24 protein-coding genes and 2 pseudogenes are annotated in these 24556 nt (G+C 67.0%); 15 read left to right on the top strand and 11 right to left on the bottom strand.

Annotation, left to right across the window (positions count from 1 at the left end; genetic code table 11):
• Positions 1-40: 40 nt before the first annotated feature.
• From ACZ6DT_RS08190 to ACZ6DT_RS08150, 9 genes and pseudogenes are all read left to right on the top strand, one after another.
• Positions 41-1567, top strand: coding sequence for an FAD-dependent monooxygenase (locus tag ACZ6DT_RS08190; protein ID WP_465590453.1), 1527 nt, complete (start codon positions 41-43; stop codon positions 1565-1567).
• Positions 1568-1611: 44 nt separating this feature from the next.
• Entirely contained in the window at positions 1612-2883 is a 1272-nt protein-coding gene (locus ACZ6DT_RS08185; protein WP_465590450.1) for an MFS transporter, read from the top strand.
• A 61-nt stretch (positions 2884-2944) separates the two neighbouring features.
• Entirely contained in the window at positions 2945-3703 is a 759-nt protein-coding gene (locus tag ACZ6DT_RS08180; protein WP_465590449.1) for an ATP-binding protein, read from the top strand.
• Complete coding sequence (locus ACZ6DT_RS08175) at positions 3691-4248, top strand: ATP-binding protein (protein WP_465590598.1); 558 nt, start codon at positions 3691-3693, stop codon at positions 4246-4248. The genes ACZ6DT_RS08180 and ACZ6DT_RS08175 overlap by 13 nt, the downstream gene beginning before the upstream one ends.
• A gap of 12 nt (positions 4249-4260) precedes the next feature.
• Positions 4261-4743 carry a hypothetical protein gene (locus ACZ6DT_RS08170; protein WP_465590446.1) on the top strand — a complete coding sequence of 161 codons (483 nt, stop codon included), beginning with the start codon at positions 4261-4263 and terminating at the stop codon, positions 4741-4743.
• A 91-nt stretch (positions 4744-4834) separates the two neighbouring features.
• A complete protein-coding gene (locus tag ACZ6DT_RS08165) occupies positions 4835-5485 on the top strand; it encodes a hypothetical protein (protein WP_465590443.1) in 651 nt (216 codons plus the stop codon).
• Complete coding sequence (locus tag ACZ6DT_RS08160) at positions 5395-6258, top strand: hypothetical protein (RefSeq protein ID WP_465590441.1); 864 nt, start codon at positions 5395-5397, stop codon at positions 6256-6258. Before ACZ6DT_RS08165 ends, ACZ6DT_RS08160 begins: the two co-directional genes overlap by 91 nt.
• A 66-nt stretch (positions 6259-6324) precedes the next feature.
• Positions 6325-7071, top strand: a pseudogene (locus tag ACZ6DT_RS08155) (IS701 family transposase); the annotation flags it as partial.
• Between the two features lie 57 nt (positions 7072-7128).
• Positions 7129-7669: pseudogene (locus tag ACZ6DT_RS08150) on the top strand (transposase); the annotation flags it as partial.
• A 184-nt stretch (positions 7670-7853) separates the two neighbouring features.
• Here the strand turns inward: ACZ6DT_RS08150 and ACZ6DT_RS08145 are convergent.
• The 11 genes from ACZ6DT_RS08145 to ACZ6DT_RS08095 all read right to left on the bottom strand — a co-directional run bounded on the left by ACZ6DT_RS08145 (position 7854) and on the right by ACZ6DT_RS08095 (position 18620).
• Positions 7854-8678, bottom strand: a complete 825-nt coding sequence (locus ACZ6DT_RS08145) for a TIGR03084 family metal-binding protein (protein WP_465590595.1) — start codon at positions 8676-8678, stop codon at positions 7854-7856.
• A gap of 67 nt (positions 8679-8745) precedes the next feature.
• Positions 8746-9849 (bottom strand): carboxymuconolactone decarboxylase family protein, encoded by a 1104-nt coding sequence (locus tag ACZ6DT_RS08140; RefSeq protein WP_465590438.1) that lies wholly within the window; start codon positions 9847-9849, stop codon positions 8746-8748.
• On the bottom strand, positions 9846-11474 hold the full coding sequence (locus ACZ6DT_RS08135) for an FAD-dependent oxidoreductase (protein ID WP_465590435.1): 1629 nt from the start codon (positions 11472-11474) through the stop codon (positions 9846-9848). The genes ACZ6DT_RS08140 and ACZ6DT_RS08135 overlap by 4 nt, the downstream gene beginning before the upstream one ends.
• Entirely contained in the window at positions 11471-12031 is a 561-nt protein-coding gene (locus ACZ6DT_RS08130) for a DUF5987 family protein (RefSeq protein ID WP_465590432.1), read from the bottom strand. Before ACZ6DT_RS08130 ends, ACZ6DT_RS08135 begins: the two co-directional genes overlap by 4 nt.
• Positions 12032-12284: 253 nt before the next feature.
• Complete coding sequence (locus ACZ6DT_RS08125; RefSeq protein ID WP_465590429.1) at positions 12285-12962, bottom strand: DUF899 family protein; 678 nt, start codon at positions 12960-12962, stop codon at positions 12285-12287.
• A 13-nt stretch (positions 12963-12975) separates the two neighbouring features.
• A complete protein-coding gene (locus ACZ6DT_RS08120) occupies positions 12976-15231 on the bottom strand; it encodes an ATP-binding cassette domain-containing protein (protein WP_465590592.1) in 2256 nt (751 codons plus the stop codon).
• An 86-nt stretch (positions 15232-15317) separates the two neighbouring features.
• Positions 15318-15761 carry an enediyne antibiotic chromoprotein gene (locus ACZ6DT_RS08115; RefSeq protein WP_465590426.1) on the bottom strand — a complete coding sequence of 148 codons (444 nt, stop codon included), beginning with the start codon at positions 15759-15761 and terminating at the stop codon, positions 15318-15320.
• Positions 15762-15840: 79 nt separating this feature from the next.
• Positions 15841-16137: a DUF6235 family protein gene (locus tag ACZ6DT_RS08110; protein WP_465590424.1), complete on the bottom strand. Its 297-nt coding sequence runs from the start codon at positions 16135-16137 to the stop codon at positions 15841-15843.
• Positions 16138-16144: 7 nt separating this feature from the next.
• Positions 16145-16513 carry a VOC family protein gene (locus ACZ6DT_RS08105; protein WP_465590421.1) on the bottom strand — a complete coding sequence of 123 codons (369 nt, stop codon included), beginning with the start codon at positions 16511-16513 and terminating at the stop codon, positions 16145-16147.
• 34 nt (positions 16514-16547) lie between these two features.
• Positions 16548-18062, bottom strand: a complete 1515-nt coding sequence (locus tag ACZ6DT_RS08100) for a DHA2 family efflux MFS transporter permease subunit (protein ID WP_465590419.1) — start codon at positions 18060-18062, stop codon at positions 16548-16550.
• A 15-nt stretch (positions 18063-18077) separates the two neighbouring features.
• The gene (locus ACZ6DT_RS08095) at positions 18078-18620 is read right to left on the bottom strand and encodes a dihydrofolate reductase family protein (RefSeq protein WP_465590416.1); all 543 of its coding nucleotides are present in this window, start codon (positions 18618-18620) and stop codon (positions 18078-18080) included.
• Positions 18621-18801: 181 nt separating this feature from the next.
• Between ACZ6DT_RS08095 and ACZ6DT_RS08090 the strand changes: the two genes are divergently transcribed.
• The 6 genes from ACZ6DT_RS08090 (at position 18802) to ACZ6DT_RS08065 (ending at position 24334) form a co-directional block, all read left to right on the top strand.
• The gene (locus tag ACZ6DT_RS08090; protein ID WP_465590413.1) at positions 18802-19173 is read left to right on the top strand and encodes a YciI family protein; all 372 of its coding nucleotides are present in this window, start codon (positions 18802-18804) and stop codon (positions 19171-19173) included.
• A 14-nt stretch (positions 19174-19187) separates the two neighbouring features.
• On the top strand, positions 19188-20399 hold the full coding sequence (locus tag ACZ6DT_RS08085; protein WP_465590589.1) for an RNA polymerase sigma factor: 1212 nt from the start codon (positions 19188-19190) through the stop codon (positions 20397-20399).
• 191 nt (positions 20400-20590) lie between these two features.
• Entirely contained in the window at positions 20591-21358 is a 768-nt protein-coding gene (locus ACZ6DT_RS08080) for an AfsR/SARP family transcriptional regulator (RefSeq protein ID WP_465590410.1), read from the top strand.
• 51 nt (positions 21359-21409) lie between these two features.
• Positions 21410-22582 (top strand): epoxide hydrolase family protein, encoded by a 1173-nt coding sequence (locus ACZ6DT_RS08075; RefSeq protein WP_465590407.1) that lies wholly within the window; start codon positions 21410-21412, stop codon positions 22580-22582.
• Entirely contained in the window at positions 22579-23496 is a 918-nt protein-coding gene (locus tag ACZ6DT_RS08070; RefSeq protein ID WP_465590404.1) for a cyclase family protein, read from the top strand. Before ACZ6DT_RS08075 ends, ACZ6DT_RS08070 begins: the two co-directional genes overlap by 4 nt.
• 13 nt (positions 23497-23509) lie before the next feature.
• Complete coding sequence (locus tag ACZ6DT_RS08065; protein ID WP_465590401.1) at positions 23510-24334, top strand: alpha/beta fold hydrolase; 825 nt, start codon at positions 23510-23512, stop codon at positions 24332-24334.
• Positions 24335-24556: the final 222 nt, after the last annotated feature.

The following is a 24556-nucleotide window of genomic DNA, read 5'->3' as shown; positions in this document are numbered from 1 at the left end:
CCGCGAACACACGCTCACGCGGTGGGAAGGACCCGAAAACATGACCGAAGCCATCCCCGTCCTGGTGGCAGGCGGCGGCCCCGTCGGACTGGCCGTCGCGCTGGAACTCGCCCACCACGGCATCCGGTCCGTGGTCGTCGAACCGCGCGAGGAGGTGTCCTGGCTGCGTCCACGAGCCAAGACCACGTCCGCCCGCACAATGGAACTGTTCCGCCGGTGGGGGCTGGCCGAGCAGGTCCGGGCGCGGGCGGCGCTCCCGGTCGGCTGGTCCGATCGGGCCGTGTTCACCACCGGGCTTCTGGGCCGCGAGATCACCCACATCGACCACTGCTTCGGGCTGGACCTCGCCGGTGACCACCGTGCCGCCGAACCCGGCCAGCAGATCCCGCAACCGGCGATCGAGCAGGTCCTGCGCGACACGATCAGCGGCTCGCCGCTGGTGACCCTGCGAACCGGATGGCGCGTGGTGGACCTGACCGAGGACGAGCACGGTGTCACCGCCGCCGTGATCGGCCCGCACGGCCAGGTACAGCGGATCCGGGCCGAGTTCCTCGTCGGAGCCGACGGCGCGACGAGCACCGTACGCGCGGCCATCGGAGCGCGGTACGAAGGCAGCGCCGACGAGCGACCCAACTACAACATCGTCTTCCGTTCCCCCGGGCTGGCCGAACGGGTGCCCCACGGTCCCGCCGTGCACTACTGGGTACTGCACCCGACCCATCCGGGCATGCTCGGCAGGCTCGACCTCGCCGACACCTGGTGGTGCATCGCTCAGAACCTTCCCCAGCAGGCCGGAGACGCCGATCCGCTCGGCGTCGTGCGCGGCCTCGTCGGAGCCGACATCTCCGCCGAGATCCTCGCCACCGACCCATGGAAAGCCAAGCTCCTGCTCGCCGACCGCTACCACAGCGACCGGGTCTTCCTCGCCGGCGACGCCGCGCACCTCAACCCGCCGTGGGGCGGGCACGGCTTCAACACCGGCATCGGCGACGCCGTCAACCTCGGCTGGAAACTCGCCGCCGTGCTGCGCGGCTGGGCACCGCGTTCTCTGCTGCCCAGCTATCAGGACGAACGCCGGCCGATCGCCGCGCGGACCATCGCCGAGGCGGCGCGGAACATGAGCATCCTCGCCCCGGAACTGAGCGACGCCCGGCTCACCGGCACCGACGCGGAATTCGCCGTGGTGCGCGCCCGAGTGGCCGAAGCGGTACACCGCGACAAGAGCGGCGAGTTCCACGGCCTGGACCTGGTACTCGACTACACCTACCAAGGGTCACCGCTGGTGGGCGCCCGATCCGGAGCCCGGCTTCCACACCACTGGCTCGGCCCCGGCGAGTCACTCTACGACCTCCTCGGACCCGGCTTCACCCTGCTCGGCCCCGCACAGCACCCCCTGATCGGCCCCTTCGCCGACGCCGCCGCCGAACACCGGATCCCGCTGCACGTCGCGGCCCGCTCCGGACACCGCCTCACCCTCATCCGGCCCGACCAGCACGTCGCCTGGACCGACACCGAACCCGGAACCCCACGCGAAGTCCTGCGGCAGGCAACCGGATATTCCCGCTGACCGACCACTGGCGCCCACACCCAACGACGAGAGAGGGCACGCCAATGACCGCCACCCGCCCCCCGAAACAACGCAGCGGCACCATACTCGGCCTCGGCTGCCTCGTACTGTTCGTCGACGGCTACGACCTGTTCTCCCTCGGCACCATCGCCCCCAGCCTTCTGCGCGACCCCGCCTGGGGCGCCACCCCCGCGACCCTTGGACTGCTCGGCAGCCTCACCGCGTTGGGCATGCCGTTCGGCTCGATCATCGCCGGCCGGGCCGCGGATCGCCGCGGCCCACGCCTGCCGTTGCTCATCGCCATCGCCGGTATCTCAGTGGCCATGCTCGGCGCCGGACTCGCTCCCGGACTCGCCGGACTCGGCATCGCCCGGTTCGTCACCGGAATGGGCGTAGGCGCTCTCGCGCCGCTGGTCGGCACCATGGTCGCCAACGCCGCACCCGCACACCGACGCACCCTTCACCTCGCCGCGGCCATGGGCTCCATCGGCGCCGGCGGCGCCCTCTCGGCCCTGTTGGGCCGGCTGCTGCTCCCCCACGCACACTTCCAGGTCGTGTTCCTGCTCGGCGCCCTGCCCATCCTGCTGCTCCCGCTCATCAGGGCCTGGGCACCCGCCCACCCCCCGGTCACCTCCGACACCCGGCGGCCGCTGCGCCGGCTGTTCACCCCAGCCACCCGCCGCAGCACCATCCTGCTGTGGATCGCGGCCTTCTCGAGCATGACCCTCGTCTACAGCACCACCTCCTGGCTGCCGACCGTCCTGATGAACAACGGTTACGCCCTCACCTCCTCCCTCGAGTTCTCCATCGCCTTCACCATCGGCGCGAGCATCGGCGGTCTCGCGGTCTCGATCTACGCCGACCGCGGGCACCTACGACTTGTCACCACCGGCACCTTCCTGCTCGCCGCCGTCGCGCTGTTCACCCTCAGCACCCAGCAACCCCGCCCCCTGCTCCTGCTGGTCTCCGCGCTGGCGGGACTCGGCGCTCTCGGCGGCCAGAACATGCTCATCGCCTGCCTCAGTGCCCTGTACCCGCCCGCACTGCGCGGCACATCCCTCGGCTACGGTCTCGGCGTCGGCAGACTCGGCGCCATCGCCGGCCCCGCCTACCTCGCCCTCGTCACCACCCTCATCGCCTCACCCCGCGCGGGCTTCTACGCCTTCATGGTCCCCGCCCTGATCGGCGCCGCGGCCCTGTACCTGGTGCCAAAGAACTTCGCCACCACCGGCGAACCGACCCGCGATCGTCTCCGGAACGAACCCGGACCCACGACCTCCGACGACAGCCCGATCAGCACCCAGAGCCGCGAATGACCGACCACGCGGACCTGATGACCGATGCGAGCATCACCGGCCCGCTCCGGATGGTGGCGGGATGAGCTCCGCGGGCAGCGGCGCGGGAATCCCCGCGGAACCGACGAGTTTCGTGGGCAGGGTCACCGAGTTCCAGGACGCCGCCAATGCCCTGAAGTCCGAGCGCCTGGTGACGCTGACCGGACTGGGCGGTGTCGGCAAGAGCAGGCTGGCCGTCCGGCTCGCCGGGGTACCGGGAACCGGATTCCCCGACGGCGTCACGTATGTGTCGCTAGCGGAGTTGGGTGATCCGGCACTGCTGGCCGGCACGGTCGCCGGCGCGCTGGAACTGGCCGATCAATCCGCGCGGCCCCGGCTCGAGGTCCTCCTCGAAGGGCTGCGGACCCGTCGCCCGCTGCTGGTCCTGGACAACTGCGAGCACCTGATCGACGCCTGCGCCGAGCTTGTCGACGCCGTCGTCCGGCATTGTCCCGGTGTCGTCGTGCTGGCGACCAGCAGGCAATCCCTCCAGCTCGCCGGTGAGCTGGTCCTGCTCGTGCCACCGATGCACGTCCCGGATCCCGGCGTCACCGGCCCGGACCTGACCCGGGTCGACGCGGTGCGCTTGTTCACCGACCGCGCCGCGGCGGTACTGCCCTCGTTCCGGGTCACCGAGGCCAACGCCGCCGACGTCGCCCGGCTGTGCCGGCAACTGGACGGCCTGCCGCTGGCGCTCGAGCTCACCGCCGTCCGCCTGCGCGCGCTTTCGCTCCGGCAAATCATCGAGCGCCTCGCAGCCCCCGATTCGGCCCGGACCGACACGGAACCCTGCGCGCCCTGATCGACTGGAGCCACGAGCTGTGCGGTGAACAGGAACAGCTGCTCTGGGCACGGGTGTCGGTGTTCGCCGACGGCTTCGACCTCGACGCCGCCGAAGCGGTCTGCGCCGGCCACGGGATCCCCGCCGAACACACCCTCACCCTCATCGAGGGCCTCCTGGACAAATCCATCCTGCTACGCCAGGAACGCCACGGTGTGGTCTGGTACCGGCTCCTGGAAACGATCCGCCAATACGGACACGAGAAACTCGCCGCCACCGTCGAGTCGGACCGGATCCGGCACCGCCACTGGTACCTCGAACTCACAAGCCGGTGCCAACGAGCCTGGCTCGGTCCAGACCAAGTGCGGTGGAGCCAGCGGCTCCCGCGCGAGCACGCCAACCTCCGCACAGCACTGGACTACTGCTGCGAAAACCCCGACGACGCCGTCCTCGGGATGCTCATGGCCCTGCAGATCGAAGAATTCTGGCTGATCCGCGCCCCCACCACCGAAGGACGCCAGCACCTGGGCAAACTTCTCGAGGCCGCCCGCCCGAACGCCCCATAGCGAGCGCTCGCCTTGCTGACCTGCGCGTACCTGGCCCTCATCCAAGGCGACCGGCCCGTCTACGAACGCACTCTCGCCGACGCTGTCGCCGCCGCGGAACGCGAGGACAACACCTCCGCGCGCGCCTACATCCTCCTCGTCCGCGGCTACGACGCGCTGATCACGAACCACATGGCCGTGGCCGCCGACCATTTCGCCCGGTCCGCCGCTCTGCAACGCACCCTCGGCGACCTCAGGGGAGAACTCTGGGCCCGCTTCAACCACGGCGCCACCACCGCGATCTCCGGCCACCCCGATCACGGCCGCCGTATCCTCACCGGCTGCACGCTAAGCCTCGGGGCGGCTCAGTCACCTGCAACGGAACAGAAAGTTTCAATGGAGGAGAGGAATGTGAACGCGGGCACTACCTACCCGACAGCGTGCTGCGGATCAGGCTTCAGGTCACCCCACGTCTCGCCGACCACAACGGCGACGAGGAGTCAGAATCACGAATAGTCTGCGCGAGCCAGACGCGCCTTGCCGGGCTCACGCACCGCTGCGGAAGTTGCACCACCTCGTCGTCGGTGCCGCCGATAGCATGAAGCCCATGCGCGCATGGTGGTTGGTCCTGTTGCTGACGCTCGCCGCTTGCGGTGGCGGGGATCCTGCTCCAGCGCCGACTCCCGTCGAGCCCGTGAACTGGGAAGAACAAGCGGACTGGGCCGTCCGGACTCTGGACCCGTGCGTGCTGCTGCCGTCGCCCGGGGAACTCACCGCGCCACACGCCTGTCAGCTCGCGCTGGGCAGCGACCGGACCATGACGGTCGAGGTCGGCGGAAAGATCAACCACTTCGCTCGTTACCGGTCACAGCTTTACGAGGAAGCAGGTCTGCGGGTCTACTTGTCCTACCAGCCCGAGGCCGGCTATTCGCCGGTCAGCTGCCGGCTCGCGATCCCGCTGTCACCGACCAGGGCGGTGTGGCTGACCGTGAGTGGAAAGGCCGCCGCCGGCGAGCTGTGCGACGTCGCCCGTCCCGCGATGCGATCGATCGCGGTGAAATTGCGCGGCGACGTCGCCGCGCTCGCGGCCGGGCACGGGCCCTCGACGGCGTGGAGCGCGTGCGAGCCGCTGAACCACGTGCTGGGGCGGGCACCTGCGATCCCACCATGGACCCCATCCGCGACACTCGGGTCGGCGACCCGTCCGAGGCGGATGACTGCGAGTGGGGCGACTACCGGTTCACCGGCCGGCGCCTGACCTTCACTGTGGGCACCGTGCCCACGGACGGGACTCCGGTGCGGCTCGGCACGGTTCCCGCCAGTCTGACCGACTACACGAGCACATGCGTGCTTATCTGGGCCCCGACCGGCACCGCCACGCTGGCCACGCTCCGCGGCGCTTGCGCAGGGCTAACCGACGTGGCCACCAAGATCCAGGCATTGATCGGCGGTCCGCCCCCGCCTGTGCCGCCCGCACCGGCCCACCTCGGCATTCCGCGCGACCAGTCCGACGAGCCCGCCGCCGATCCGGCCTGTCTGATCGTCGCGGTGCCGCCGTCGGGCTGCCGCGCGCACAAGACGGTTCCCGTACCCGCGGGTGGTGAGGCGATCCTGAAGGCTGCCGCCACACCGGACGGGATGGATCTGGCCTGCACGTTGTTGTTCGAGGCGATCAGGTCTGCCGCCGGTCAGGACGGCAGGGTCGCTTACACCGAGAAGCAGTGCCTCGGGACGACCGCGGACCGGAGCGTGGACTTCATGCTCAAGTTCGACCCGTCCGCGAAGCTGACCCAATGGGACCCGAAGAACCAGCGCATCAACGTCGCCGGGTTTCCGGCGATGGCTCTGGACTCGGGCACCTCCCGAATGCTCATCCTCTCCGAAACCCACGACGAGCAGGGAATCGGGCGCGTGCACTTGGAGGCATTCACCACGGCGCCACTAGGTCAGGACACCCCCGAACGCCCCACCGACCCGCCCCGGCTCGCCCTGGCCGACCGGGTAGCCGCGGCGCTGATGGCCCGTTTCTGACACCGAGCGGGTCGAGCGGCGCGCATTGCCGCACTGGTCGGCGCCACAGCCGCTGCCCATGGGCCTGGTCGTCGCGGGCAGTGGGTCGCCGGTGACGAGGTTTACGGCGCCGATCCCCGCCTGCGCGAGAGCCTGGAATAGCGCGGTGTCGGCTACGTTCTCGCCATCGGCCGCGACCGCCGGGTCAGCACTCCAGCAGGCGTGCTGCGCGCTGACGATGTAGCCGCGAGGCTGCCCAAACACGTCTGGCAACGCCTCTCCGCGGGTGCCGGAGCGAAAGGACATCGCTACTACGACTGGGCTTTCGCCGACATCGACACCGACGAGCCCGACGGGCACCGGTGGCTGCTGATCCGCCGTCACCGCACCACCGGCGAGCTGGCGCTCTACCGCTGCTACTCGCCCGAACCTGTACCGCTACGGATCCTGGTCCAGGTCGCGGGCCGCAGATGGACAATCGAGGAATCCTTCCAGGCCGGCAAAGGCCTCACCGGGCTTGACCAGCATCAGGTCCGACGCTGGACCTCCTGGCACCGCTGGACGGTCATGGCGATGCTCGCCCACGCCTTCCTCGCCGTTGTCGCATCCGCCGAACGAAACCCCGAACCAGCAACTGCCGGGCGCATTTCGCTTACCTGCAACGAAATCCACCACCTGTTCACCACACTCATCAGCCGACCCGTTCTCGATGCCGCGCACCGGATCCGCCGCTCAAGTTGGCGCACGTTCGAACTGCCTTATTTTGGTTGCTGTCTGAAGCAGTGTGAGAATTCTTTCTGGGCCAGCCTGCCACCCTGGGGACTGTCCCAGTAACGGTGTTTCCGGCCCGACACGCCGGGCGTTGGCTCGGTGGGATGGGCACGGTGTGTGATGACATTGGACGTTGTGACTTCACGATCGACGGGTAAGAAGAAGGCGGCGAAGCCGCGGTCGGCGCAGGAGGAGCTGGCGGCCTCGATGGTCGAGCAGGCTCAGGCGCAGGGTCTGGCGTTGACCGGCCCGGATGGGCTGCTCAAGCAGCTGACCAAGACGGTCCTCGAGGCGGCGTTGAATGCGGAGATGACCGAGCACCTCGGTCACGAGAAGCACCAGGCCGGACCGGGGCGTGCGGGTTCGAACGTGCGGAACGGCACGTGGTCGAAGACGGTGGTTTCGGACGCGGCGGGCGAGGTGGAGATCGCGGTGCCGCGGGATCGGGATTCGGATTTCGAGCCGGTGATCGTGAAAAAGCGGCAGCGTCGGCTGGGTAGTGTGGGATGAGATCGTGTTGTCGTTGTATGCGAAAGGGTTGACGACTGGCGAGATCTCGGCGCACTTCGCGGAGATTTATGGTGCGTCGGTGTCGAAGGAGACGGTGTCGCGGATTACCGACCAGGTGATCGGTGAGATGGCCGAGTGGCAGTCGCGGCCGTACATCTCCGGCATCTCCGCCAGCAGCATCCCGGATAGCTTCCGGTCAGCCACTGAGTCCATTATGGACATTCCGGGCATGCTGAAGGCCCGGACGAAGCCCACTGCCGAGGCGAGCACCACCGCACAGACCGCCACCCCGAGCGTGCCGCACCAGAACGACCGGTGCGCAGCGAGCGGCCATGTCATTCGGCCGCTTGCTGAGCGGCAACGCCACTCCCGTACGCACCAGTGAACTGGCCGGGGCGCCTGCCTTCGCCCGACGGGCCCCGGTACGCCTGAGCGACATCAAGCCATCGATCCGCGTCCTTGCCTACTGCCGTCACCTCTAGATCGTCCCGATGACGACGACGTGTGGTCAGCAAGCAGAAGTCGACCGCGGAGCCGGTCACCCGCTGGTCGGCGTCCTCCGGGCCGTAACTCCAGTGCGCGCCCGACGGCCCCACCAGTTCGAACCGGAACGGTTCTTCCGGCACGGCCAGGCCGCGCAGCTGGAACCCGAAGTCCCGGTTGCGGATGGCGAATTCGACCAGGTGCACGATGCGGTCGGTGTATTCGCGGCGCAGGCCGACCGCGTCCGCGACGTCCTGCCCGTGTGCGAACACCTCCATCACTTCAGCCGCGGCCAGGAACTCCGCAGGCATCGGGCGGACCAGCCAAGGCACGATTCTCTCCAGCGGCCCCGCGTTCAGCGCTTCCGCGCTGGCAAGGCGATCCGCCCGCCAGCGCCGCAGCATCCGCTCCGGCGGGTCCGCGAGGTACTCCGCCAGTGCACGCGCCACATTGGCGTCGAAGTCGTCCCCGAGGCTAGCGGCCATCGCGGTGAACTGATCCGGCGCGGACGCCGACGTCGCCGCCATCCTGAACACGGAGGCGAGGTGGGCCACCTGGTGCGCGATCGTCCAGCCCGAAGCCGGCGTCGGGAGCCGCCACTCGTCGGTGGTCAGGCCGGTGAGCAGGTCGTCGAGGTCGTCACCCTCGGCGAGGAAGTCGGAAAGGACTCGGGGCATCGCCGTCACGGGCGTTTCCTCTCTCTGAATGTGCGTGTTCTCGACACCAAGATCTCAACGTCGCGACTCAGCCCGCGTCCTCGGCGCTGTCCTGCGGGACACCCCCGAGCGCGCTGACACCGCCGGAGGGAAGGTTCAGCAGCCAGGCACCGGCCGTACGCGCCACGGTGAAAGCCGCCCACGCACTTAGCTCCACCAAAGCCGTCTCGTCCCCACCCGCCTCTCGGAACTGCCCGACGACCTGATCGTCGATCCGATAGGGGGCCAGTGCCACCAGCCACGCGAGCCGGCCTGCGGCCCGGTCTTGCTCGGGAAGTCCTGCCAGCGCCTCGTCCAAGTGGCCGCCGTCGGGCCCGAGCGGGTGACCATCCCAATCGGAGAGCCGGTTCACGACGAGTTCGCGTACCCGCGGTGGTACCGACCGGGCGCCCGCTTCTTCGATCGCGGTGGCGGCACGCGCGAAGGCGTCGGCGATCGCCGGATTGGGCTCCGCCCAGACGAGGTCGCCAGGCAATTCGGCCGATGGCAGCAATGCGGTGAACTCCCCCGGCGGATGCGGCGCGACAGCCGGTCCCCGTAACGCGTGTCCCAGCGCCCACAGCGCCCCCTTCCGTATGCCGGTGGGCACCACCGAAGGCAGTGGTGACGCTTCCAGGAATACGTTCACCATCCGGTTGAGGTACTGGAAGGTCACCGCCACGCCGATGAGCTCCGGCGCCTGCCGGGCGGTGAACGGCGGTCCGGTGGAACGAGCGGTGTCTTGCCGGACACTCGCCCGTGCCCAGCTCGCAGCCGCGTCCCGGCTGGTATCGCCCCTGTCACCGGTCAGCGCGCCAAGCACCGCGTTATGCACTTCTACGCAGTATGGGCAGGAGTTCGCCGCCGACACCTCGGTCGCGATCACCTCCTTGACCGCGCGCGGCACCGACCCGGTGACGACCAACGTCTCCCGCAACATCGCCCACACCACGGAGAGCACCGGCGGCGACGGCGAGTGCAGCGCCACCGGCGGCGCGAACACGCCGAACTCGCGTTCCACCTGACGACGTATCGCCTCGAGCCGGTCCGGCTTCAGCCGACCACCGGGCCGGTTGACGTGGTGGATCCGCTGCGGAGCCCGGCGAAGCGCGGTTCGCAGCAGCCGGTCGAGCACAGAGTCCGCCCGGCTCACCGGAAAGCGCCCGCCGGGGTGGAGGTCGCGGTCGGGATCGGCGCGCCCGCGCTCACCGGGATGCCCCGTTCCCGCGCCGCCTGGATTATTCCCGACATGGCGCGCTCGGCGAGCGCGGAGATGGTCAGCGCCGGATTGACGGTAAGCGCGCACGGCACAGCCGAGCCGTCGGTGACGAAAATCCCAGGGTGACCGCGAAGTTCGTGCCCGGGTGTCAGCGCCGAGGTACGCGGGTCATCCCCGATCCGGCAGGAGGCGAGCGGATGCACCGTGTACGCGCCGACAAGGTCGTTCGTCCACGGCGCGACCTTCGCCAACCCGTCCAGCTCGAGGATCCGCTTCACTTCCGCGTCGGATTCCGCCCAGGCTCGCCACGTGTTCGCGGTCGGCCGATAGGACAAGGTGCCGCGACCGAGCATCTGCTGTGAGATGCGGTAAGCATTACCGGTGGGCGGTGGTGGCCCGAAGGTCCCCTCGTTGTCATCCTCGATCATCGAAAAGATGATCAGCCATGACTTCCACCGCCGTAGCATCTCCTTCTTCTCCACCCCGAACCAGCCCGGGTCGGGACTTCCCGGCACCTGCGCCAAAACGGTGCCAAGCCCTGGCGGAAAGTACAGCTGCTCCAGCGAGTAACGCGAGTACTCCGGCAGGGAGCCGTCGAGGTGGTCCCAGTTGGCGACCACCGGACCCTTGCCGATCTGGTTCGCCTCGTAAGCCCTCCCGTCACCGCGGTCGAGTCCGAGGACGTCGCGCACCCGCTCTTCGTCGATGACGGCCGTGTTGAGCCGTTCCCCATTCCCGGAGAAGTAGCGACCGACCGCTTCGGGCATCTCACCCAGTGCCGCCGCCGATCGCTGCAGGATCACCGGGGTCGCACCGGCGCCCGCGGCCAGGATGACGATCTTCGCATCGATGGTTCCGGAGCCGGTGTGCACCCGGTAGTCCTCGTCGTCGATGATGTCGTAGTGGATTCGGTAGTCGCCGTTCTCCTTTCTGGCAATGTGCTCGACCTCGTGCAGCGGCCGGATCTCGGCACCGTGCGCCAGCGCGCCGGGAAGATAGTTGAACAGCAGTGAGCGTTTAGCGTCGAAACGGCAGCCGGACATCATCCAGTTGCAGTTGGTGCACCGGGTGTTGTCGACGCCGACCGGCACCGGGTTCGCGGTACCTCCCGCATGGTCGCAGGCGGCGGCCCACAGACCGCCCGCGTACGAGACGTCGTCCCAGCCCTGCTGGGACACCGGGATGGATTCGGCGACCCGGTCATACCACGGGTCCAGGGTTTCGCGGCTGATCGCGGACGGCCACATGCGGCGGCCGATACTCCCCCGGCGCTCGAAGACGAACCGCGGGGCTCGCGGCAGCGCCGCGAAATAGACGACGCTGCCGCCGCCGACGCAATTCCCGGCGAGAACGCTCATACCGTCGCCCGCGACGAAATCGAAGACTCGGGTGTAGCTTGAGCCAAGCAGGTAGTCATGGTCGAAGTCCTTGCCGGTCAGCCATGGACCACGTTCGAGGACGACAACGCGGGCACCGCCGGCGGCCAAGTGGTATGCCGCGATCGCTCCGCCGAACCCGCTGCCGACGACGACCACGTCGGTGCTTTCGACGACGCTCATGCCGGGCTCCCGGAAGGGGTCGTGTCCGGATGCCGTCGCGCCAGTTCCCTACCGTAGGAAAAGCGGGGAAACCGCCACAACCCATCGGAATCCGGCGGTGCGAAACCCAATGTCATCAGCCCGGGATGCCCGGATTCAAGGGCTTCGACGGTGTGCAGGTGCGGAGCGGTGTCGAAAGCCATATTGCTGAACAGGGCGAGAAGTACCCATCCGTCCTTCTCCGGGTGGTCAGGTGCGGTCAGCTCGCAGACCAGGTTGGTGCGGTCTGAGAAGGGAAGAGCCACGAACGGCGGCAGCGCCTCACCGAACCGCAGGCCCTGTTCCCGGGTATAGGCGGTAGCGTGCTCGTTCAGCCGGGCGGCGAAGTCCGTCAGTCCTGCGGCGAGTCCTGGCGCCGGCATTTTCAGCACCCCGATGGCACCGGCCGCGACCGCGCCGGGACCGGCTGCGGCGCCTGCGATGGCATGGTCGTCCGATCCTCTTTTCTCCCCGGGAATGATCGTGTCCGCAAAAGCTTCCAGTGTCATGGTCGTGCGATTGTCGTCACCGGTTGGCATGGAACTCCTTTGGCTGCCCTGACGGCGAGTCCGTCGTGGACGGTCGCGCGGCCTGGCGGAACGGTTCGGCACGTGCTCGGACCAGGACATCACGACGGGCGGTGCCGGACGTCTTCCGACCTGTCCTGCGAGCGGCGCCGGGCGAGAGCGGGCAGCTTCGAAGACTGTCCATATCGGACTCACCCCGCGTTCTTGGCACGGAAACGAAAAGACCCGGCCCTCTGGGGAAGGGCCGGGTCATTCCGGGAATGCTTCAGGAATCGTTCAGCTCAGGGCGCCAGTCGGTACCGCGCCCCTGGGGGATGAGGTCGAGCATATTCCACAGCACTCCGAGCGTGTCCAGCGCTCTGAAGTCTTGACCGGGTTCCGGAGGGACGTAGAACATCTCGGATCCCCAGAAATGCCGGACCTCGGATCCGGTACGGCGAAAGACATTCATCATCGAGGTGTCGTTGCCATCCGGGGTCTGCCCGAAGTAGTCACGATTGTAGTTGTTGCCCGCGGTGGACAGCAAGCGCAAGTGGCGCCATCCGCGCTCGCTCGCGAACTTCCCAAGCCGGGACACGCACGATCCGGCGACGACAACGAAGTCCATTCGCTCGGCCAGGTGTTCGGCAGCGCCCTCCAAACCGTCTAGCAGCGAGGTACACATCGGACAGGGCCGGTCCCGCTCCTCGCCGAACATGAAGCTGTAGATGGCGAGGCTTTCCTTGCCCGCGGAGAACAACTCGGACATCCGGAGCTCGGCCGGGGCACCGTCGCTCCCCGCCTGCTGGAAGACGTAGTCCTCCGGGACCACACCACCCGGAGGCAGCCGCCGCCGGGTCTCGGCGACTGCCTCGGTCAGCCGGCGGAGTTCGATCTCCCGCGCCAGCAGCTCGTCACGGGCCTTGCGGTACACCGGAGTCTCGCCGGGGAAGGCGACGGCCATGAGTCGTCCTCCTTCACTTTCGCAGTTCGCGCAGATATCGCGCGGTCAGTGATTCCTTGTTCAGGACGAGCTTCGCCGGTGTGCCCTCGAAAACAACCCGTCCACCGTCGTGCCCGGCGCCGGGACCGAGGTCGATGACCCAGTCGGCACGCGCGATGACCTCCAAGTTGTGCTCGATCACGATCACCGTGCTGCCGTCGCCCACGAGCCGGTCCAGCAGTCCGATCAGGTTGTCGACGTCGTTCATGTGCAGCCCCGTAGTCGGCTCGTCGAGCACGTAGATCTGCGCTGTCCTGCCCAGCTCACTGGCGAGTTTGAGGCGTTGGCGCTCACCACCGGACAGTGTGCTGAGCGGCTGCCACAGTGCCATGTAGCCGAGTCCCACTTCTTCGAGCGCCTCGAGGGTGCGCAGGACCGGCTTCTCGATGAAGAAGTCGAGGGCCTCGGCGACGGAGAGCCCCAGCACCTCACTGATGTCACGGCTGCGCAGCTTGTACTTGAGGACCTCATCGGTGAAGCGTCTGCCCTCGCAGGTCTCGCAGACGGTGACGACGGGGTCAAGCTGGGCAAGATCCGTGTAGATGAGGCCTAGCCCCTGGCAATCCAGGCAGGCGCCCTCGGAGTTGGCGCTGAACAGTGCCGCGTTCACTTTGTTGGACGAGGCGAAAGCCTTGCGGATCGGGTCCAGCATTCCGGTGAAGGTAGCGGGGTTGGACCGCTTCGATCCCTTCGCCACGTTCTGGTCGATGATCGTCGCATCCGGGTAGCTCTTCGGCAGACAGCCGTGGACGAGCGAACTCTTACCGGATCCCGCCACCCCGGTGACCACGGACAGCACACCCTCGGGGATTTCGACGGTCACGTCCCGCAGGTTGTGCAACGAGGCGTTCTCGATCACCAGCTTCCCGGTGGCCTTCCGCGGACTCGCTTTCACGGCGGCGTGCCTGTTGAGGTGGTCGCCGGTCAACGTGCCGGAAGCGCCTAGCGACGCGAAGTCACCTTCGAAGACGATCTCGCCACCGTTGCGACCCGCGCCAGGGCCCATGTCGACGATGTGGTCCGCGATGGCCATGATCTCCGGCTTGTGCTCGACCACCAGCACAGTGTTGCCCTTGTCGCGCAGGCGGCGGAGCAGTTCGTTCAGCCGGTGCACGTCATGCGGGTGCAGGCCGACACTGGGCTCGTCGAAGATGTAGGTCATGTCCGTCAGGCTGGATCCGAGGTGGCGCACCATCTTGACCCTCTGCGACTCACCACCGGAGAGCGTTGAACTCTGCCGGTCGAGGCTGAGGTAGCCGAGCCCGATGTGCTCCAGGCTTTCCAGCCTCTCGACGAGCGCCGCGATGAGCGGGGCGACCGTGGCCTTCTTGATGCCACGGACGAACGCCGCCAGATCCGAGACCTCCATCGCAGCACAGTCGGCGATGTTCTTCCCCTTGATCTTGGTGGCCAGCGCCTCCTGGCTCAGCCGGGTACCGCCGCAGAGGGAACAGGGCTGGGTGGTGACCACCTTTTCGTAGGCGGCGCGCAGATGTGGTTGGAGCCCTTCGGATCCCTTGGACAGGTAGTTCTTCTTGAACCGGGAGAGCAAACCCTCATAGGTCGCCTTGAACGTCTTACCGGCGTAGACGATTTCGATCTTGGCGTCGCTGAGGTGGACCAGCTTATGCCATTCGTCCTCGGTGAAGTCCCGCAGCTTCTTGTCGTTGTCGAAGAAGCCCGAGTTGGCCATCAGCCCCCAGAAGCGCGATTCGACCGCGAAGGTCGGGAAGCGGATGGGGCCCTCGTTGATCGACTTGTCCCGGTCCACCAGCGCGTCGAGGTCCACCGTGGAAACCTGGCCGATGCCCTCGCATTCGGCGCACATCCCCTGGGGGTCATTGAAGGAGAACACCCGCGCGCTGACCAGTCCGCCCCTTCCGCAGCGGGCGAAGATCTGCCGGAGCAGGGCATAGCTGTCGGTCGCGGTGCCGACCGTGGAACGCGAGTTACCGCCGAACCGCTTCTGGTCGATGATGATCGCTGCGGACAAGTTGTCCACCGAGTCGGCTTCAGGTCGGCCGTAGTGCGGCAACAGCGACTGGACGAACAGCGGAAAGGTTTCGTTTATGAGCCGCTGGGACTCTGCGGCAATGGTCCCGAAGACCAGTGATGACTTTCCTGATCCCGAGACTCCCGTGAACACCGTGATCTTGCGCTTAGGTATATTCAGCGACACGCTCTCGAGATTGTTCTCACGAGCGCCGCGAATCTCGATGTCCCCGTAAATTTTCCCTGCTCCGTCCGCACGCTGAGCCACGACTACTGGTGAGCAGTGGTCCTGGGGACTGCCCCAGGACCACTGCCTTCTAGCGACTACGAGAAGAAGATCTGCTGCCCGCCGGACTGCGACTGCGAGCCGCGGACGCCGATGAAGCAGACGGCCGTGCCGCAATCCACACGCCCGGCAGGCGTGCCGTCCGGCAGCGCACTGTCGAAGCTCTTCTTCACGGTGTAGGTGGTGCTACCGGAGCCGCTGGCGTCCGTCGAGAACGTCAGCGGCGGCACCTCCTTGCACGCTCCCGAGTTATTCGCCGCGGGCGTGCACTCCGAAATCGTCAACGTGGTGTTCGCCGCGAAGCCGCTCGCGGTGACAGTGACGGACTGGCCGTCACTGAGCCCCGTTGCCGGCGACACGGTAACGGCCGGTTCCGCCGGCGCAAGGGGTGAGGCCGCCGCAACCGACGCAGCCAGCGGAAGCATGGAAAGCCCAAGAACCGCGGCGAGACCAATCTTCACTCGTACCCTCGACATGGTCATGAAAACTCCGTTCTCACGATTTCCGAATGGGATTTCGGGCGGCCAATCGGCGCCTCAATCATACCGCCCGCTATTCACGTTACAAATCACCGCAAGATTTGTCAATTGTCTCTTTGTCCGGCGCGCCGACATAACGGATTTCAAATGACTCATCCACGCCGTGAATGGCGATTCTCAGGACAAGGTGCCGTCGCACGACGACCACGATATCGTTGGAATCCCGGGGATAACCCAAGACGTCGCGCACGGCGGACACGGACCCGTCACCAATGGCGAAAAGGGTCTCGTAGACGACATTGCGCTCAGCCTGGGTCGCACCGACGGCCCAGGCTTCAAGCACGTCGATGCCCGCCACGAGCCGGAGGTGCACCCCCATCCCGCCGTCAGTTCTCTTGCACGACCGACAGAATGTTCCCCGCGGGATCGCGGAACCAGGCGATCAGCGGACCGCCGAGCCGGAAGACGCCCTTGTCGTCGACGCCGTCGAAGGGCTCGAGCTTGATACCGGCCGCGGTGAGCTTTTCCACCGCGTCGTCGATAACGTCGACCGGGAAGTTGAGAATCGTGTACTCGGCGGGCTTGTGCTTGTCACCCTTCGGGTATACGAGCACCTCGCGTCCCTCGGCGAGGCGGAGCCGAAGCATCCCCCATTCCTCGGTGACCGGGATCCCCAGCTTCTCACCGTAGAATTTCTGGGCCGCTGAGGTGTCGTCTACCGAGAACCCACTGAAAGCCCTGGTCGTGTCGAACATGATTTACTCCTTTTTCGCTAAGGATGGGGAATGGTCAGGCGGCCGCAGGGCTTTCCTTGGATGCGCCCCACTCTGCCGCCTTCGGATTGCCGAGCAGGAGCAGTACCAGCCCGGCGGCGACCACCATGAATGCCGCGCCGAACCAGAAGGAGAGCGCGAGCCCGCTCGCGGCGGCCGCGGTGGGATCCGCCCCGGAACGCACCTCGTCGGTGGCATGGGTGAGCGCGAGCGCAACCAGACAGGCGATTCCGACGGCCGCGCCGATCTGCTGCATGACGTTCTGCACGGCGGAGGCGAGGCTGGAGTTCTGCTCGTCCACCTCGTGCAGTGCGGCACTGGTCGACGCCGGGATGGCGACGCCCGTGAACATACCGAGGATGATCATGCCCGGCAGCACACCGCCGGCGTAGCTGGAGCCGACGTCGAGCATGCCGGTCAGGAACAGTCCCACGGCGGAGCCGATGAACCCGATGGTCAGGGTCACCCGGACACCGAGGCGCGGCATCACTGCGTTGTTGAGCCCGATGCCGAGTCCGATCGCCACGCCGAACGGCAGATAGGACAACCCTGCGGCGAGCGGGCTGTAGTGCAGCACCTGCTGTTCGAACAGGGTCAGCAGATAGGAATAGGTGAAAAAGCCCCCGGTGCTGACGAGGGTGCTGACGTTCGCCACCAACCGGGTGCGGTTGCCGAAGAAGCTCAGCGGGATCAGCGGCGCGGACGAGCGCGCTTCGATCGCCACCATCGCGCCGAGCAACGCCGACCCGCCGAGAAGGGGAAGCAGCACCTGCCACGAGGCCCACGAGTGCGAAACCACCTGCAGGAGGCCGTAGACGGCCCCACCGAGGCCCAGCGTGCCCACGATCGCCCCGCTGAAGTCCAGCCGGACGTGTTCGCGGGTCATCCGGCTCTCGGAGGTCAGCAAGGGCACCAGCACGAGAGCGATCACGGCGACCGGCAGGTTGATGAAGAAGATCCAGCGCCAGGACACGAGGTCCACCAGCGCGCCGGAGATCACCGAACCGGTGACGCCACCAAGCCCGGCGAGGCCGCCCCAGATGCCGAACGCCTTACCCCGTTCCTTGGCATCGGTGAACAGCAACGCGATCAGACCGAGCGCCGCCGGAGCGGTGAGCGCCTCGCCGACCCCCTGCACCACCCGGCCGGTGATCATCGTCGCCGGATTCGTCGCGGCACCGCAGACGATCGAGCCCGCTGCGAAGACCACGACGCCGATCAAGAACAAGCGCCGTCGACCGAAGACGTCGGCAAGCCGGCCGCCGAGCAGCAACAGGCCCCCCGCCATGACCACATAACCGTTGACCACCCAGGCCAATCCCGCCCCGGAAAAGCCGAGGTTGTCCTGGATGCGCGGCAGCGCGATGTTCACGACGGTGACGTCCAGGATGAGCATGAACTGAACGAGGCCGAGTACGGCCAGGATGCGCCACCGCCGCGGGTCCGCCGGGACGGCGGCTTCGGGAGGACGTCCGGGGCCGTCCGGCCCCGAGGTCGCGGTCAGCCCCTTCTCGTTCGACTCAGTGGACACTGTCTTCCTCCTCGATCAGGCTTGCTTCGGGCGATAGGTCACCGAGATGACGCCGTTCTCGAACGTCTCGCTCGCGACGAGTTCGAGGTCGGCCCGTTCGGACTTCGCCTCGAACAGCCGGGCACCGGACCCGAGCACGATCGGGTGAATCATCAGGCTGAGTTCGTCCAGCAGACCGGCGAGCACCAGTGAACGCACCAGCTGCGGGCTGCCAGGGATCTTGATGTTCTTCCCCGGCAGTTCCTTGAGCTTGGTCAGCTCATCGGCGAGATCGTCACCGAGCAGGGTGGACCCGCTCCAGTCCAGCGATGTCAGGGTGCTCGACACGACGTACTTCGGCGTGTTGTTCATGAACGCGGCCATCGGGAACGTCTCGCCCATACCCGGCCACATCCGGGCGAACTCCACGTAGGTGTTCCGCCCCAACAGGATGGCGTCGGACTCGGCGATACCGGTTTGGATCACCTCCTCCATCTCGGCATTCGACATCATCCAATCCGGGGGCGAGTCGATCACCCCGTCCAGCGAGATGGCCAAGCCGGCCACGATCTTCCGCACCACTAGCTCCTTTTCCACAGCCTGGCCGGGCAACCGGTGCCCGAGCAGGCTCGTCTGCCGAACTGCTTCGCGAGGCGGCCCCTGTGGGCTCCTACACTGGGGACGTCGAAGCTGAGATCAAGAAGACGACACTTGTGGCGAAAAATTCTCCAAAGAACATCGAGGGTGAGGCGGAACCTGCGTGCGGTACCTGATCATGATCCACAGCAATCCGACATTCCGGGATATCTGGGAGGATTTGCCGAACCACAAACGCATGGAGTTCGGCCGTGCCCACATGGCACTGAACACGTCGCTGGACGAGTCCGGTGAACTCATCCTCAGTGAGGGCCTCGCCGACCCGTCCCTTGCCAAATGCGTGACCGTGCAGAACGGCAAGACCGTGACCAGTGACGGCCCGTTCGCCGAGGTCAAGGAGCACCTGGTCGGTTTCTATCTGATCGAGTGTGACACCATCGAGCGGGCGCTCGAGCACGCAGCCCGGGTACCGGACGCGCAGTACGGCAAGATCGAAGTGCGGCCGATCCAGAACGTGAAGGCGATGGATTTCTGAGTACGACACAGGGCATTGAGCACCTGCTGCGCGATCTCACGCCGCAGGTGCTCAATGCCGTGTGCCGCCGGTTCGGCGACTTCGCCCTCTGCGAGGACGCCGTTCAGGAGGCCCTGCTCGCCGCCGCGCTCCAGTGGCCGGAGAAGGGGTTGCCGGACAACCCGAAGAACTGGCTGATCACCGCCGCGGCGCGCCGTCGGATCGACCTTCAACGGAACGAGCTGGCCCGCCAGCAGCGAGAGAACACAGCCGCTCTGCTGGCACTGACGCAGCCCGAACCGGTCCCGGCCGTCGATGACACGCTCACGCTGCTCATGCTCTGCTGCCATCCCGAGCTCACCAAGGCTTCCCAGCTCGCGCTTACGCTACGAGCCGTCGGCGGCCTCACCACCGCCGAGATCGCCAGGGCGTTCTTCGTCCCGGAAAAGACCGTGAGCCAGCGCATCAACCGGGCGAAGAAGCGAATCAGCGCCAGAGGCACCCAGTTCCGGATGCCCCCGCCAGGGGAACAGGCGGAGCGGCTGACAGCGGTACTGCAGGTGCTTTACCTCATCTTCAACGAGGGTTACACGGCCAGCTCCGGAACCGCGCTCAACCGCGTGGAACTCACCACCGAAGCCATCCGGCTCACCCGCCAGCTGCACGAGCAGGTTCCGGACGAAGGCGAGGTCTCCGGTCTGCTGGCACTCATGCTGCTCACCGACGCCCGCCGCCCCGCACGCACCCGATCGGACGGGAGCGTCGTACCGCTCGCCGACCAGGATCGCTCCCGGTGGGACGCCAAGGCGATCGCCGAGGGGATCGAGCTGATCAGCAAGACCTTGACCAGTGCGCCGCTCGGCCCCTACCAGCTGCAGGCCGCGATCGCCGCCGTGCACGACGAGGCGGAAGTGCCCGAGGACACCGACTGGCCGCAGATCCTCGGCCTCTACGACCTCCTCGTCGGCATCGCGCCGGGTCCGATGGTGACGCTCAACCGGATCGTCGCCGTGGCGATGGTCCACGGCCCGGACGCCGGGCTGCGACGGCTCGACGAGGTCGCCGGTGACGCCGCCCTCGAAGGGCACTATCGAGTCGACGCCGTTCGCGCACACCTGCTGGACATGGCGGGCGATCACGAGCGGGCACGCTCCTACTACCAGTCGGCCGCCCGGCTCACCCTCAGCGTGCCGGAACAGCGCTACCTCGAATCGCGTGCCGCGCCAAGGGATTCCTCCTTGGAATAGGTGTTCCGGAGATCGCCGTACTCATCGAGCGGGCAGCTCCGGAGACGAAACTAACCCTTTCGGCTGGATACGGTTGTGCGGTCGGTTGACGCCCGCGCGGAATCCGTTGCTGATCGAAATCCGGGGAGATGGGCAGTTTGCGAGTCAAGATATTGGGACCGCTTTCGGTTTGCCGTGCCGAGGTGACGGCCGTGCCCACTGCCAGGAAGCCGCGCAAAGTGCTTTCCCTGTTGCTGCTCAATGACAATCGCACAGTCGCGACTTCCACGCTGATTTCTGAGCTGTGGGGCGAGAAGCCACCGAAGAGCGGACAGACCTTGGTGCAGACCTACATTCTGCACCTACGCCAGCTGTTCGCCCGCGCCTTTGGCCTCAGCTCCGCGGAGGTCGCCAGGGAACTCCTGCAGACGCGCAATGGCGGATACGCCTTTGTACTCGGCCAGGGCGAATTGGACCTGCACGAATATCGGCGCTGGCAGGCTGACGGCGACCAGGCGCTGGCCGCCGCGGACGACGGCGCGGCGGTCGCCGCCTACCGGCGCGCTCTGGCGGAATGGCAAGGCTCGGCGCTGCTGGACGTCGAACACGGCCATCTGATAGCGGCACAGGTCGTCGGGCTCGAACAGTCAAGACTTACGGTGACCGAACGGAAGATCGAGGCGGAACTGCGCCTCGGCAGGCACCATGACACGCTTTCCGAACTGGCGGCGCTGGTGTTGACGCATCCGTTTCACGAAGGATTGCACGCGCATTTCATGCTGGCACTCTATCGTTCCGGGAACCGCAACCGGGCACTGGAGATCTTCGGTCACCTGCGCACCTCGCTGGTTTCCGAACTCGGGATCGAGCCTGCCCCCAAACTACAACGCCTGCACCGGGCGATTCTCACCGCCGAGCCAGGACTGGACCCACCGGGAGCAGGTCTGGAAGCCGTGGACCGTCTGCGATTCACGGGCTGATCGTCACATTCTCCGTTACCCGTACCCACCCTTGCGAAGGAGACAACCGGTATGCGTCCGTTCCAGATCAAGGTCGCACAAGGAGAATTGGACGACCTGAACCGTCGGCTCGCCGCCACCCGCTGGCCGGACCGGCTCCCCGACGCTGGCTGGGACCGGGGCGTCCCGGAGCGGTATCTGCGGGAGCTGGCCGAATACTGGCAGCAAGGCTACGACTGGCGAAAGGCCGAGGCGGAACTGAACGCCGTTCCCCAGTTCACCACCACCATCGACGGCGCGGACATCCACTTCCTGCATGTGCGTTCCCCGGAACCGGACGCTGTCCCGATGCTGATCACGCACGGCTGGCCGGGCTCGGTCGCGGAGTTCCTCGAAGTGATCGGCCCGCTGACCGATCCTCGTGCCACCGGGGGTGACCCCGCGGACGCGTTCCATCTGGTGATCCCGTCCATCCCCGGGTTCGGCTTCTCCGCCCCGACCGGCGAGGCGGGCTGGAACAGCCCGCGGGTGGCACGTGCGTGGGCCGAGCTGATGCGGCGCCTCGGCTACGACCGCTACCTGGCGCAGGCAGCCGACTTCGGTTGCGGCGTAACCCTCGCCCTCGCGGCGATGGATACGGAACACATCCTCGGCGTCCACCTCAACACCCTGCCGACGACACCCGCCACGGACGATCCGGACGAACTCGCGGGCCTCGACGCCGGCGACCGGGCGCGGCTGGCCCGCTCGGCCCGGTTCGTCAAAGAGCTGGCCGGCTCCATGAAGCTGCAAGCCACGCGGCCGCATACAGTGGGCTATAGCCTCGCGGATTCCCCGGTCGGCCAGCTCGCCTGGATCGTCGAGAAGTTCAAGGACTGGACCGATTCGAACCAGATACCCGAAGACGCGGTGAGCCGCGACCGGATCCTCACCATCGTGATGAGCTACTGGCTGAACCGGACCGGCGCGTCGTCGGCCCAGTTCTACTACGAGGTCGCCGACTACCTGCCCATCACTACGACCTCCGGCCGGTACGACCCGATCGAGCCCCCGCTCGGTGTTGCGGTCTTCCCGCACGCGCCGTTCGTGCCGGTCCGCCAATTCGCTGAGCGTGACTTCCCGACCCTCGTGCACTGGAGCGAATTCGACCGCGGCGGCAATTTCGCCGCGTTGGAGGAACCGGATCTCTTTGTCGGCGACGTACGCGAGTTCCGCCGGACGCTGGAAAAGCGAGCGGAGCGATGACCGAAGACTTCCGCGCCCTCGGCACCAGGCTGCGGAACTGGGGACGCTGGGGGGCCGACGACGAGCGGGGCACGGTCAACCTGATCACGCCAGACCGGCTCGTCGCCGCCGCCGGACTGATCCGCCGTGGCACGGTGTTCGGCCTCGGTATCCCGCTCGACGAGAACGGCCCGCAGTCCGGCAACGGCCGGATCAATCCCGTCCACCTGATGGCGGAAACCGGTGACGAGCAACTGTTCCCCGGTGGTTTCAGGTACGCGGACGACTATCTGTTCATGCCACTTCAGGGCGCGTCGCAATGGGACTCCCTGGCGCACGTCTACTACGACGACCAGATGTACAACGGGTTCTCCGCCCGCGATATCACCGTCAAGGGCGCCGTGCACTGCTCGATCGACAAACAGGCGAACGGGATCGCCGGACGAGGCGTGCTGCTGGACATCGCGGCACTCAAGGGCGTCGACTGGCTGGCCGCGGGCACCGCGATCACCCCGGAAGACCTCGACGCGGCGTGCGCCGCGCAGAACGTGACCGTCGGCCGTGGCGACATCCTGCTGGTCCGCACCGGCTGGCGCCGCAAGTTCCTGCACGACGGCGACGCGGCCGCGTTCATGGCAGGCGAGCCGGGACTGGGTCAGGACTGCTGCGAATGGCTGCACGAGAGGGAGGTGGCAGCGGTCGGGTCCGACAACTGGGCCATCGAGGTTCTGCCGGGTGAGATCCCGGGTGTCCCGCTCAACGTCCACATGGTCCTCATCCGTGACATGGGCATGTCACTCTGCGAAATCCTCGACCTCGAGGCACTCGCCGAGGACTGCCGCCGCGACGGCGTCTGGGACTTCTTCTTCGCCGCGCCGCCACTTCCGGTGACCCGTGCCGTCGGTTCCCCGGTGAACCCCATCGCCATCAAATAGAAGGGCAACGAAAGTGATCCCTCAGCAGACCCATGACACGATCAAACCAGCGCTCGCGACCGTGGCCTCGGCCGACGGCACCCTGATCGCCGTCGAACGGGCAGGCGACGGCCCGCCGCTGGTGGTGATCAGCGGCGGGCTGAACCAGCGAATCATGTTCACCCAGCTGGTGGAGCTACTCTCGGTGAAGTTCACCGTCTTCAACTACGACCGTCGCGGCCGAGGGGACAGCGGAGACGGTGATCCCGACGAGTACACCATCGACCACGAGGTCGACGATCTGGCCGCGGTGCTCGCCGCGATCGGCGAACCCGCCAACGTCTTCGGCAACTGCACCGGCGGAATCATCGCCATGCACGCGGCCGCGCGCGGCATTCCCATGGAAAAGCTGGCTCTCTACGAACCACCGTACTCCGTGGGAGGCACCAAACCTGTCGTCGCCCCGGACTACCTCCCCCGGCTCAAGGCCCTGATCGCGGCCGGACGCCGGGAAGAAGCGATCGTCATATTCCAGAAGGAGGCCGTTGGCAACGGCGATGACTTCGTCGAGAAGATCCGCAACCATCCCGTCTGGCCGTTGATCGAAGGACTCGCCCACACCCTCGTCTACGAACGCGTGATCGTGGGCGACGGCTCCATCCCGGCCGACGTCGTCCGGAGGGTCGACCGGCCGACGCTGCTGATCGAGGGCGGCGAAAGCCCCGAATGGCAGCGCAACGCCTGCTCCGAGCTGGTCGGCCTGCTTCCGCGGGTCGAGCATCTGGTGCTCGACGGCCAGGGGCATATGTTCCCCCAAGGCACCGGGGCTCCGCTGCTGGAGCGATTCTTCCTTTCCTGAGCGAAAACCTCCGGTCGTGAAGTAGATCCGTCCAGGCACCACTTCACGACCGGAGGCCTTTCTCCGTCCGGAAACACGTCGGGCCCGGCCAGTTGCGGCCGGGCCCGACACTTTCGGTTCACCAGAGCGGGTACACGTTGTCCTTCCGCACGGATTCCGCTTGCCCGGCCAGGTCTCCGCGACTCTCCGGCCGACGCCGGAGCCTCCCCCGGGTCCAGCGCG

This window comes from Amycolatopsis sp. NPDC041971 (genome assembly GCF_055588925.1).
The sequence above is the reverse complement of the archived record's forward strand: the minus strand, read 5'-3'. Positions and strand labels throughout refer to the sequence as shown.

Coding starts and splice junctions, on each gene's coding strand:
- ACZ6DT_RS08190 (WP_465590453.1), top strand. CDS start 41: ATGACCGAAGCCATCCCCGTCCTGGTGGCAGGCGGCGGCCCCGTCGGA.
- ACZ6DT_RS08185 (WP_465590450.1), top strand. CDS start 1,612: ATGACCGCCACCCGCCCCCCGAAACAACGCAGCGGCACCATACTCGGC.
- ACZ6DT_RS08180 (WP_465590449.1), top strand. CDS start 2,945: ATGAGCTCCGCGGGCAGCGGCGCGGGAATCCCCGCGGAACCGACGAGT.
- ACZ6DT_RS08165 (WP_465590443.1), top strand. CDS start 4,835: ATGCGCGCATGGTGGTTGGTCCTGTTGCTGACGCTCGCCGCTTGCGGT.
- ACZ6DT_RS08160 (WP_465590441.1), top strand. CDS start 5,395: ATGGACCCCATCCGCGACACTCGGGTCGGCGACCCGTCCGAGGCGGAT.
- ACZ6DT_RS08145 (WP_465590595.1), bottom strand. CDS start 8,678: ATGCCCCGAGTCCTTTCCGACTTCCTCGCCGAGGGTGACGACCTCGAC.
- ACZ6DT_RS08135 (WP_465590435.1), bottom strand. CDS start 11,474: ATGAGCGTCGTCGAAAGCACCGACGTGGTCGTCGTCGGCAGCGGGTTC.
- ACZ6DT_RS08130 (WP_465590432.1), bottom strand. CDS start 12,031: ATGCCAACCGGTGACGACAATCGCACGACCATGACACTGGAAGCTTTT.
- ACZ6DT_RS08125 (WP_465590429.1), bottom strand. CDS start 12,962: ATGGCCGTCGCCTTCCCCGGCGAGACTCCGGTGTACCGCAAGGCCCGT.
- ACZ6DT_RS08115 (WP_465590426.1), bottom strand. CDS start 15,761: ATGACCATGTCGAGGGTACGAGTGAAGATTGGTCTCGCCGCGGTTCTT.
- ACZ6DT_RS08110 (WP_465590424.1), bottom strand. CDS start 16,137: ATGGGGGTGCACCTCCGGCTCGTGGCGGGCATCGACGTGCTTGAAGCC.
- ACZ6DT_RS08105 (WP_465590421.1), bottom strand. CDS start 16,513: ATGTTCGACACGACCAGGGCTTTCAGTGGGTTCTCGGTAGACGACACC.
- ACZ6DT_RS08075 (WP_465590407.1), top strand. CDS start 21,410: ATGCGTCCGTTCCAGATCAAGGTCGCACAAGGAGAATTGGACGACCTG.
- ACZ6DT_RS08070 (WP_465590404.1), top strand. CDS start 22,579: ATGACCGAAGACTTCCGCGCCCTCGGCACCAGGCTGCGGAACTGGGGA.